This window comes from bacterium, assembly GCA_023150945.1.
Lineage (GTDB): Bacteria > Zhuqueibacterota > Zhuqueibacteria > Zhuqueibacterales > Zhuqueibacteraceae > Coneutiohabitans.
Genome location: JAKLJX010000003.1, coordinates 383,504 through 394,623 on the forward strand (window position 1 = coordinate 383,504; position 11,120 = coordinate 394,623).

An 11,120-nucleotide genomic window follows, 5' to 3' on the forward strand; every position below is an offset into this window, starting at 1 on the left:
GCCATGTGGCAAACTTTGCGCACCAACCTGCGACTGTCCTGGCGGCCCAATCTCATGGCCGCGCTGCCGGCCGCGGCGGTGACCACGGTGTTGAGCGCGTGGACCATCGACGGCGTGGGCCATTACGGCGTCTATGCCGGCCTGCTGCTCGGCCACTTCGCCTGCGCCTATGTGCTGCTCGAGTTGCTGTGGCTGCCGCTTACCTGGTGCCGCAAGCAGCTTCTTTATCCCCGTTACGCCTTGACCCTCGCGCTGCTCCTCACCCTCATACTCACGGCCATCCTGTGTTTGATTTTCCCCTATGAGTTGTTTCGCAAGCTGCTCGTGGCCCGCACCAGTCCGGTGGTCCTGATCGCGGGCGTGGTGATCTTTCATGCGGCCAGCGTCTATGTTTTCTTGCGCAACCTGCGCAACTTGCGCCTCGATACCGCGGTGGTGTTGCCGGGCCGGCGGCGCTACCGGCTGCTCAAACGCGCGCTGCGCCGGCTGCAACGCAATCCGCAGCAGCGCCGCGCGCTCACCGAAATGCCGCTGCGTTCGCATCTGCTGCTGCCGCGCGTGCTGCTCGGCGCCTTGAGTTTTTTCATCGGCCTTTATCTCGTGGTGCTGTTCGAATGGTGGGCCGTCAATCTCATCTTTGCGGTCGGCAATGCCGCGCACGCCGGTGATTTGACTTTCGCCGAAGTCGTGCGGCGCTGGCTCAGTTGGGAGGGCGGCAATCCGCTCAATCTCCCCGGCCTGCTGCAGCCTTATCGCTTCCTCACCCTGCCCGGGCGCGTGTTGGAGAGTGAGATTCCGGGCTTGATCGGCGAGCGCCTGCCGTTGATCAGCATCGCGCTCGCCGGCGCGTTTCTGCTGTTTCTCAACGGCATCATGCCGCTGCGCTTGATGAGCCTGATTCTGCCGCCGGTGTGGCACAACGATGCGCTTTATTGCCGCCGCCTGCTGAGCGTTCCCGCTTATGCCAGCCAATTCTATCTCGCCGTGCTCGCGCAAAACCCCATGTTCACGATCGCCGGCCTGCTGGTGTGGCTTTTTCTGATCGCCATGCCGTTGATCGTCGACCTGGTCGGCAAGCCGCTGCTGCTGCACGCGATGGTGGGCGCCGATCAGATTCTGTTCGCCTTCACGCTGCTCGCCGCCTGGGTCAGTCCGCTGGTGTATGCCGGCGTGTATGTTGACCGCACTTTCACCACGTATTTCAACACCAAGCTGGCGAATCTCATTCTCGACATGCGCGGCCATCTCGTGGTCTTCGGCTACGGCCACTTGGGCCAGCGCGTGGTCGATCGCGAGTTGGTGAAAATTCGCCGCCAGGCTGCCGCCGGCCGCCGGTCGCGGTTCGAGAAGATCATTTCGCCGGAGCTTGATCTCGAAGAATTGTGCCCGGCCTTCATGATCGTCGACCGCGACTTGAGCAAGCTGCTGTTTTCCGCGCACAACGATTTTCTCGGCAATTTCGGCGTGGTGGCGGCGCTGGAAGACCGGCGGGAGGAATTCAGCGCCGCGCACCCTCGCCGCGACGCCGGCCACCGCCGGCGCATTCTCGTGCCCATCGTGCAGGGCGATGTGACCGAGCCGTTCACCATGTCGCGGGTGAATTTCGAGCGCGCCGGTTTTCTCATCAGCACCGTGTCGCAGGAGGAGCGCATTCGCGAGGTGTTTGACCGCGCTGCCGGCGCCGGCTTGCGTGCGATCATCTGCGTCAGCCGCAGCGATCAAATGGTGAATCTGACCTATAAAGCCACGCGCTTTCCGATCACGTTTGTTTATCCCAAACAAGACAGCGGCGTGGCGCTCGGCCAGCGGCTGGTTGCCGCGGTATTGAAGACGCTGCCGCAATTGCCCGCCGGCCGCCGCCCTCCGCGCATCCTGGTGGTGGGCTTGAACAAAGCCAACCACTACATGCTGGAGACGCTGTGGCATGCCTGGCCGGGCGCGGATCTCACGCACAAAGCCGCGCTTTTTTCACAGATGCTGCGCTTCATCATCTCCGGCCGCGAGTCGGTTCATCCGCTGCCGCGGCCGGCGCCGCACCGCGACGATCCCGCGGGTGTGGCGCTTGCGCCTGCCGCCGGCGAGAGGCAGACGTTTTTCAACTGGTGGTGGCGCTGCAACTATCTCACCGGCGCGCGCTACTACACCGCGCCGGGCGCGGAGCGGCCGCTTTACTTTCCCGTGCCCACTTGCCTGATGCAGAGCAATGAATCCGGCATTCTCGAACACTGCCTACATGAGTTCCAGCCCGACCTCGTGGTGATCAACGACGATGAAATCGACAAATCGCACATGTACTTCCTGAAGCTGCTCAACAGTCTGGAGCGCTTCAAATACGGCCGCGCCGATTATCGCCTGCCTTTGATTCTGCTGGGCGGCGCACACGGCGATGACGCCGCGCGCAAAGACATCGGCGACGCCTTTCAACTCTATGACGTTCTGGCACGGCTGTATCACGAGCCGTCGGCGGCCGGCCATCCGCGCTATGCGCATTTCCGCCGCCAGCCGCCGCGCCGCTTGCTCGGCGATAGCGCGCAGGATGCCCTCGCCGACACTGAAGAAATCATCTCGGGCATTCGCGATAATTGGGAACTGGCCGCGGAAGTGCCGGTGAGTCTGCTGGCCGGCCGGCGCGCCGATGCTCATGAACAAGACTGGGGCGAATCCGTGGAGCTGAATGCCTGCCTGCCCAGCTTGCCCAACGCGCTGCCGGATTTGTGCAGCCGGCTGGCAGGACTCACCTTCGCGCCCACGGCGCAGGCGCCGCTGCACAGAATTCTGCCCGCCGGCGCCACGGAAATCGCACGGCCCGTGTTTCACTATTTGCGCCATCTCAAGCTCGCGGTGGCCGGCCGCGGCTTTGGCTTGAGCGGCTATGCTGATTTGCACAGCTGCACGATTGGCGATTTGCAGCCGGAGCAGCAGGAAGGCAGTCTCTTCGCCGCCCGCGCTTATGCCAGCGACGGCCACGATTATCGCAACGCCACGGCTGCTCCCGCCGAGTCGGCCAACCTGCCGGTGCCGCGCCTGTTGCAGTTGGCCACCGGCAATCCGCAGCCGCAACTCGAGACCAGGACTTTTCTTGAACTTCTTCTGGGCGCGCAGGCAGAGCAAGCTGCCGGTCCGAATTTCTGCCCGGGCATGACCAACTGCCCGATCGCTTCCTATCAACATTACATCGTTGCCTCCAATCGCGAGGCCATTGCGGATTGGCGCGCACACGGTCAAAACCGTGAATTGCTGCATGCGCCCCATTACAGTTGCGGCCGCAGCGCCGAGAGCGCCGCCGCTCTGCCGCCTTATGCCGAAACCCTGCCGCGCTATGCCCGCATTTTCTGCTGCTGCCACACCGAGCGCAACGATCCCGGCATGATTGCCCTGGTGCTCAATCTGCTCAATTTCCGCCGGTTTGCGGGACTGCAGAACCGCGGCAACCGCGAATCTCCGGCTGCCGAAGAATGGCTGCTCAACGTCGAATACTTCAAAAACATGACCTGCCACAATCGCCGGTTTGCGCTCAGCCGCTTGTTCGGCGTGCGGCGTTACACCCGCGATTTACTGCGCGACAATCGCTGGTCGCTGGCGGACTATGAACGCCGGCTGCATCAGATTCTGCCGCTCGCGCTGCTGCAAATCATGCCGGCCGGCAGTCCTGAAAACGCGGCGGCCTGGTTTGACTATAGCGTGGCGCTTTATCGCCAGCTTTGGCTGATCGCGCCCGGACGCTTTCGTTTTGAGTGGTGGGGTCAAGCGCAACGCCGCCGGCAACGCCATCGCCTGCGCCGCGCAGCCGGAGAGTATCCGATCGTGATTCAGATCAGCAATCGCCAGCATCGCACGCGCCGGCAATTGCGCGAGCAAGGCTGCTGCGAATATTGCCGCGCGCCGGATCCGCAGCTCGAACTCGGCTGCGCCGCACAACGGCCCTGGCTGGCGGAGTGAGGCGAAAATTTCTTTTTGGCCGAATGATGAGAGAGATAGGGGCAGAGGTGATGGGGATAGGGGATAGGGGATAGGATGATTGAAGGAGTGAGGGCCACTTTCTTTCTCTGCAAGAAAATCCTTCCTGCGCGCAAGCCGGCGCATTCGTCAACCCAACATCGCAATTCTCAGAAGGCATTTTAAGCAAGATTGACAGGATTCATTTTCAAACCCCGTCAATCCTGTCGAACCGCGCGGTGGGCCTGGCTGGGGGGATTTCTTGATGGCAAAATGATTGGGGACAAAATGATTGCAGGAGGGTGGGGCCTCTTGTCTTGCTGGAATTGAATCTTTCTTTCCCGATACGGCGCATTGGTCAGCCCAGCCCGTCAAAGCCCAGAAGGCGCTTGCGATAGGATTGTCAGAATCTACTGGATGAATTTCAGAACCTGTTTATCTAGTCAAAGAGCTGAATCGTAAATCCTGTGAATCCTGTTCATCCTGTCGAGCCGCGCGGTGGGCCTGGCTGGGGGGATTTCTTGATGGCAAAATGATTGGGGACAAAATGATTGCAGGAGGGTGGGGCCTCTTGTCTTGCTGGAACTGAATCTCTCCTTCCCGATCCGGCACATTTGTCAACCCAACATCGCAATCCGCAAAAGGCGTTTCAGGCAGGATTAACAGGATGCACGGAATCTGTTTTGTTGACAATGTTCAGTTGGTGGTTTTCTCCACCAATCTCCCCATGCCGGAGGAATAACCTTGAACAGGCTGCGAGTCGCAAGATTCACCGTGGCTGGGCAGCACCCTGGAAAAGGTGCTTCCAGCAGGACACGCTGAATGGTGTCAGGGTTGACTCGGCATTGTCAAGTTGCATCAGTCCTGTTCATCCTGTCCATTCTGTTCCTCCCATCAAATCGACCTGCGCAGTTTCGCTGTGGCGGTAGCCTGCCCTGGCAATTTTCGCATGCGCGCTGCAGGTCATGCCACACCTCTCTGCCCGGCAAGCGCAATCGTGCGGCAATGCCGCTATTCTACCGCAGCAACGTCGGCTCGGTTGGCTCACGCACGTAAACTCTTGCGCCATGCTTCTCCTGCACATTCCGCTCATTCTGTTGGTGATTGCCTGCGGCATCGGCATCGCAATCCTGGTTTTGCGCCGCCGCCATTTGCTGGCGCTCAGCCGCCACGCCCGCGAGCTGGCGCACAGCGAGGCCAATCTCCTGGCATTGATCGAAAATTCCCACGACTCGATTTGGTCGGTGGACCGCAACTATGCCGTACTCATCCTGAACTCCACCTTCCGCCGGCGCTTCCGCCAGGCGTTCGGCATCGAGCTGCAGAAGGGGATGAACATCCTCACCACGGTCTCTCCGCACTTGGCGCAAACCTGGCGGGCACTCTACGACCGCGCCCTTGCCGGCGAACATTTCACCGTCGAACAGCATTACGACTTTGCCGATTCCTCCGGCGATTTCGAAGTCTCCTTCAATCCCATTTTCGGCGCCGGCGGCGAAATCACCGGCGTCTCGGTGTTCGGCCGCGACCTCACCGAACGCAAACGCGCCAAGCAGGCGCTGGTGGAGAGCGAAGAACGTTATCGCTGCCTGGTCGATTTTTCTCCCGAAACCGTGATCGTGCACAGTGAAGGCATCGTGGTTTACGTCAACGCTGCCGGCGCCCGTCTGTTTGGCGCTGCCAGCCCGCAAGAGCTGATGGGCCGCTCGCTGCAGCATTACGTGCATCCGGATTATTGGGAAAAGGTGAAATCTCGTGTTTATCAAACGCCCGGCGCCGGCCAGGCCGCCGAGTTGATCGAAGAAACCATGGTGCGCCTCGATGGCCGCATCATCGAAGCCGAAGTCGTGGCGGTGTCCATTACCTACCAGGGCTGCCCCGCCACCCAGGTGCTTATTCGTGACATCACCAGCCGCAAGGCCGCCGAGCGGCTGCTCACCGGCCAGAAGCACATTCTCGAACTCATCGCGCGCGGCAAGCCTCTGCCCGAAGTGTTGCACGAGTTGGCGCAGTTCGTCGAAACCCAGGTACCCGATGCCCGCTGCGCGGTCATGCGTTATGACGCCAACCGCGCCTGCCTGCAATTCGGCGCGGGGCCAAATTTGCCGGCCGCGCTGGTGGCGGCATTGGACGGCCTGCCCATCAATCCGAAACATGGCGTGTGCGCGGCCGCAGTCTTTCACAAAAAACAAATCATCTCCGCTGAACGAGCCTCCGCCGCCGGCCGCCACCAGCTTCCGCCCGACACGCTGCAAGCATCTCCTCCGGCCAACGGCAAGCTCGCGGCCTACGCCTGTTGGTCCACGCCGATACTCACCGCCGGCGGTGAAGTGTTGGGCACGCTGGATTTGTATTTTGCCGTGCCACGGCCGCCCGCGCCCCGCGACTTCGAGTTGATAGAAATCGCCAGCCAGCTCGCCGAGATTGCCCTGGAACGCGAGCGCGCCCAGGAACAGTTACATCAAGCCAAAGAAGTGGCAGAGATTGCCAGCCGCACCAAAAGCCAGTTCGTTGCCAACATGAGCCACGAAATCCGCACGCCCATGAACGGCATCCTCGGCATGACCGAGCTGGCGCTCGAAACCAACCTCACCGCGGAACAACGCGAGTATCTCCACCTCGTCAAAGACTCCGCCGAAGCCCTGATGGTGCTGCTCAACGACATTTTGGATTTCTCCAAAATCGAAGCGGGCAAGCTCGAGCTCGAACCGATCGGCTTCCACCTGCGCGAGACGCTGGGCGACATGATTGCGCCGCTCGGGCTGCGCGCGCATCAAAAGGGCCTGGAGCTGGTTTGCCACATTTTGTCCGAGGTGCCGGATTTGCTGATCGGCGATCCCGGCCGCTTGCGCCAAATCATCGTCAATCTGGTGGGCAATGCCATCAAATTCACGGAAAGCGGTGAAATCGTCGTCACGGTCGTCACTGAAAGCCTCGCGCCCGCCGCCGTGCTGCTGCATTTTAGCGTCGCCGACACCGGCATCGGCATTCCCGCGGAGAAACATAAAATCATCTTCGCGCCCTTCACTCAGGGGGATAGCTCCACCACCCGGCAATTCGGCGGCACCGGCCTGGGCCTGGCGATTTGCACGCAGCTCGTCGGCATGATGGACGGCAAAATCTGGGTGGAGAGCGAAGTCAATCGCGGCAGCGTGTTTCATTTTACCGCGCGTTTGCAACTGCCGGAAAACAAACTCGCCGGCCCTTTTGCCAATCTCCCCGAGCTGGCCGGCGTGGCGGTGCTGATCGTCGAGGACAATGCCACCCTGCGTCAGGTGCTCACCGCCACGCTGCGTGACTGGGGCCTACAGCCACTGGCCGTCGCTTCCAGCCAGGCGGCCCACACCGCGTTCAATCGCACGCGCGAATCGCGCCAGCCGTTTACTTTAGCGTTGATCGACACCTCGCTTGATGATCTCGATGGCTTTGCGCTGGCGGCGCGGCTGCGCGAGACCGCGGGCTGGGCCGGCGCCGTCATCATGATGCTTTCGCCCGCGCGGCTGCACGCCGAGGCCGCCCGCTGCCGCGAGTTGGGCATCCGCCATTATCTCACCAAGCCGGTCAAGCTCACCGACCTCGCCGAAACGCTGCTGGCCGGCCGCCGGCTGGTGGAGGAAAACGCCGGCCGGCCGCCTCTGCCGCGCCGCAGCCGAGAACCGGGCCGGCTGCACATTCTCATCGCGGAAGACGATGAAATCAACCAGCGGCTGGCGGCCCGGCTGCTGGAGAAATGCGGCCACACGGTGGTGACCGTCGGCAACGGCGCCGATGCGGTTGCTGCTTTTCGCGCCGAGCGCTTTGATTTGATCCTGATGGACATTCAAATGCCTGCGCTCGGCGGCTTCGAGGCCATCATCGCCATTCGCGAGCTCGAGAAGATCACCGGCGGCCGCACGCCCATCGTGGCAGTGACCGCCTATGCCATGAAAGGCGATCGCGAACGCTGCCTGGCTGCCGGCGTCGATGCCTACGTTTCCAAACCGCTGCACGTGCAGGAACTGATGAACATGATTACCCAGCTCACACCGGTGGCGGTGGTGCCGTGAGGGGGAGGGATGGGGAGATGAGGAGCGGGGGCGAGTGTGGTTAGTCGATTTGTCTTGACAGCAACCAGGGTGAAGGGTTGTTGATCATGTTTACCAGTTTGCCGATGATGTTGTTGTATGCCTTATGGAGTTCGCGCGCGCTTTTTCTGTTTTGAGGTAGCCACATTCCACCGCAAACTCCAGCCAGGTTTGAGTCTCTGCTGCTTCGGATTCTGCGTCGTTCAGTTTGAGCAGGGAGGCTTTCTGCTAGCGCCGTTTGCGGCAGGCTTCGGCGAAGGAGGCGCACACCGAACGCGAGCTGCGCCGAATCTGGTCGGTCAGAGAGTGCACTTCCTCCCGGGGAAAGGCCTTGGATTCGTGGAAAATCGTCAGGGCTGCCCGAAAGGAGATTGGGCACACTTCCAACTCATGATGAGCTTGGATCGGCTTGTCCCGCATGGTGAGTTCCCTCCTCTCAAACAGAGCCCCTTGCCGGGTTCATCCGCTTTCTGCATTCTTGTTTTGATGCTTCTTCATTTTTGGGGAAGCGCCAGCGCTGGTCAAGGAAGGTTCATCCGCATTCTGCGTTTTTGTACTATTGATGTTTGCAAAAGCAAAAGGCAAATGTCTTGCTGGAAGCATCTTTTTGAAATTGAGCACTGTGCGGGATTGAAAAAGGATTCCTCCTGAATGACAGCAAACCAAGTATTGCGTTACGGTTCCATTTGTTTGTGCAAAACTCAATAATGCTTCCGCTTCCGAGCTTCGCCAAGCCCTCCCTGCTACCGCCCCCAGCACCCTTTCTCCCCGCCCCCCTGCCCTTTGCCCCACCGCTCGCATTCGTGCATCCTTGCACCCGCTCGCCCCAGCACATTCAATCCCTTTTTCATCGGGTCAGTAGGTGAAGCGTGCCATTGAAAAGGCCGCGCCCGATCATGCAGCAGTTTCAATCCTTGTTTTGATGGAAGGGGCTCACCGACAGCGCGCGCGGTGGAAGCTTACCGAATTGCAGTATTAGTTTCAATCCTTGTTTTGATGGAAGGGACTCACCGACCTGGCTCGATTACGTTCAACACGAATCGCGAAGGCGGTTTCAATCCTTGTTTTGATGGAAGGGGCTCACCGACTATGCACTTGGGACACTGGGCACTAACGTTGCTCCTGTTTCAATCCTTGTTTTGATGGAAGGGGCTCACCGACTTGCCGGCATGTCAAGCCTTTCGCAAGTCTTCATTGGTTTCAATCCTTGTTTTGATGGAAGGGGCTCACCGACGATAGCTTTTTTTCACCGTCCGGGTCTGTCTCCTCTTGTTTCAATCCTTGTTTTGATGGAAGGGGCTCACCGACTGAGAATCGCAACTAACCAAGAAAGGATTGAAAATGGGTTTCAATCCTTGTTTTGATGGAAGGGGCTCACCGACCCGGCACGTCGGCAGACTTGACGGCAAGCCTGATCGTGTTTCAATCCTTGTTTTGATGGAAGGGGCTCACCGACCATGGCAGTTCGCACGAGCGGATGATGGAATACATGTTTCAATCCTTGTTTTGATGGAAGGGGCTCACCGACAAAGGTTCAATGGGATATGCAAGGATACGTTCGATTGTTTCAATCCTTGTTTTGATGGAAGGGACTCACCGACGCAACCGCTATTTCAATGCCGAATTGATGCCACGGGTTTCAATCCTTGTTTTGATGGAAGGGACTCACCGACAGTGCAAGAAACCGGAAAACCGGTCATGCAGGTTGCGGTTTCAATCCTTGTTTTGATGGAAGGGGCTCACCGACCGTCTCAAAATTACTACCGCCGCAAACTGTGGGAAGTTTCAATCCTTGTTTTGATGGAAGGGGCTCACCGACCAACAACAGAATGGCGGAAAGTAAAAGAGCTACAAGGTTTCAATCCTTGTTTTGATGGAAGGGGCTCACCGACTTTGCCAGAAGAGCAACTATATTTCAATCTTGCTGTGTTTCAATCCTTGTTTTGATGGAAGGGGCTCACCGACCGCGGCGTGGGAGAGACTTGAAAATTGTGAACAGAGTTTCAATCCTTGTTTTGATGGAAGGGGCTCACCGACCTTTAACCCTTTGCCTTGCTTATTTTTGTATCTATGTTTCAATCCTTGTTTTGATGGAAGGGGCTCACCGACATCGTGACCTTTTCCGGAGATTCATGTACTTTCAGAGTTTCAATCCTTGTTTTGATGGAAGGGGCTCACCGACAAGGCCACTTGGCTCGAGCGACAGCTTGCGCCGATGTTTCAATCCTTGTTTTGATGGAAGGGGCTCACCGACTCCCTGCAATGAGCAGCAAGTAGGGTGATCTACACTGTTTCAATCCTTGTTTTGATGGAAGGGGCTCACCGACTATTAAAACACGAAGCTGATCAAACTGTGCTGCAGTGTTTCAATCCTTGTTTTGATGGAAGGGGCTCACCGACGAACACGAATTCAGCAATCTGCTCTTTTTGTTAGCGTTTCAATCCTTGTTTTGATGGAAGGGGCTCACCGACCCGGCGGAACAATTCGGATCGAGGCGCGGCTCTACAAGTTTCAATCCTTGTTTTGATGGAAGGGGCTCACCGACAGCGAATATCGTACTTGATTACACCGAAGATCCAGGTTTCAATCCTTGTTTTGATGGAAGGGGCTCACCGACTCAGCGAAATCTTGCCGGCGATTCTCGTGATCTTCATGTTTCAATCCTTGTTTTGATGGAAGGGGCTCACCGACAGATGACCGCATGGCGGACGTTTCGTTTGGTGACGGGTTTCAATCCTTGTTTTGATGGAAGGGGCTCACCGACCACCTCGCGCGATAATCCGGCCGAACGTATCTGCGAGTTTCAATCCTTGTTTTGATGGAAGGGGCTCACCGACGCCAAAGAAAGCGGGGTTGTAATGGTTGTCTATGAGTTTCAATCCTTGTTTTGATGGAAGGGGCTCACCGACATCCAGAGAGTTTCCGCAAAAGACTTGGAAGCATTTTGTTTCAATCCTTGTTTTGATGGAAGGTGTCAATGGTCTTGTAAAAGTATACCAAACGTGGTCGTGAAAAGTATACCACTTTGGGGAGGTGATTAGATGGTCACTTGACGGCCTCCTTGTCGGTTTTGTCTTTGAGGCGGTAGCTTTGGCCTTTGATGTTGATGACGACGCTGT

The 11,120-nt window shown here is 58.3% G+C and carries 3 protein-coding genes, 1 pseudogene and 1 CRISPR repeat array; of the genes and pseudogenes, 2 read left to right on the plus strand and 2 right to left on the minus strand.

Features of this window, described 5'->3' with window-relative positions; all coding sequences use genetic code 11:
* Positions 1-3: 3 nt before the first annotated feature.
* The gene (locus tag L6R21_06890) at positions 4-3,939 is read left to right on the plus strand and encodes a hypothetical protein (protein ID MCK6558910.1); all 3,936 of its coding nucleotides are present in this window, start codon (positions 4-6) and stop codon (positions 3,937-3,939) included.
* A 1,064-nt stretch (positions 3,940-5,003) separates the two neighbouring features.
* Positions 5,004-7,982, plus strand: a complete 2,979-nt coding sequence (locus L6R21_06895; GenBank protein ID MCK6558911.1) for a response regulator — start codon at positions 5,004-5,006, stop codon at positions 7,980-7,982.
* Positions 7,983-8,022: 40 nt separating this feature from the next.
* On the opposite strand, the pseudogene L6R21_06900 reads toward L6R21_06895, so the two are convergent.
* Positions 8,023-8,420, minus strand: a pseudogene (locus L6R21_06900) (four helix bundle protein).
* Positions 8,421-8,459: 39 nt separating this feature from the next.
* Entirely contained in the window at positions 8,460-8,801 is a 342-nt protein-coding gene (locus tag L6R21_06905; GenBank protein MCK6558912.1) for a hypothetical protein, read from the minus strand.
* Positions 8,802-8,904: 103 nt separating this feature from the next.
* Positions 8,905-10,984: direct repeats of the CRISPR family, unit length 37 nt; unit sequence GTTTCAATCCTTGTTTTGATGGAAGGGGCTCACCGAC.
* Positions 10,985-11,120: the final 136 nt, after the last annotated feature.

Excerpts from the sequence above, each read along its gene's own strand:
- L6R21_06890 (MCK6558910.1), top strand. The coding sequence starts at position 4 with ATGTGGCAAACTTTGCGCACCAACCTGCGACTGTCCTGGCGGCCCAAT.
- L6R21_06895 (MCK6558911.1), top strand. The coding sequence starts at position 5,004 with ATGCTTCTCCTGCACATTCCGCTCATTCTGTTGGTGATTGCCTGCGGC.
- L6R21_06905 (MCK6558912.1), bottom strand. The coding sequence starts at position 8,801 with ATGCGAGCGGTGGGGCAAAGGGCAGGGGGGCGGGGAGAAAGGGTGCTG.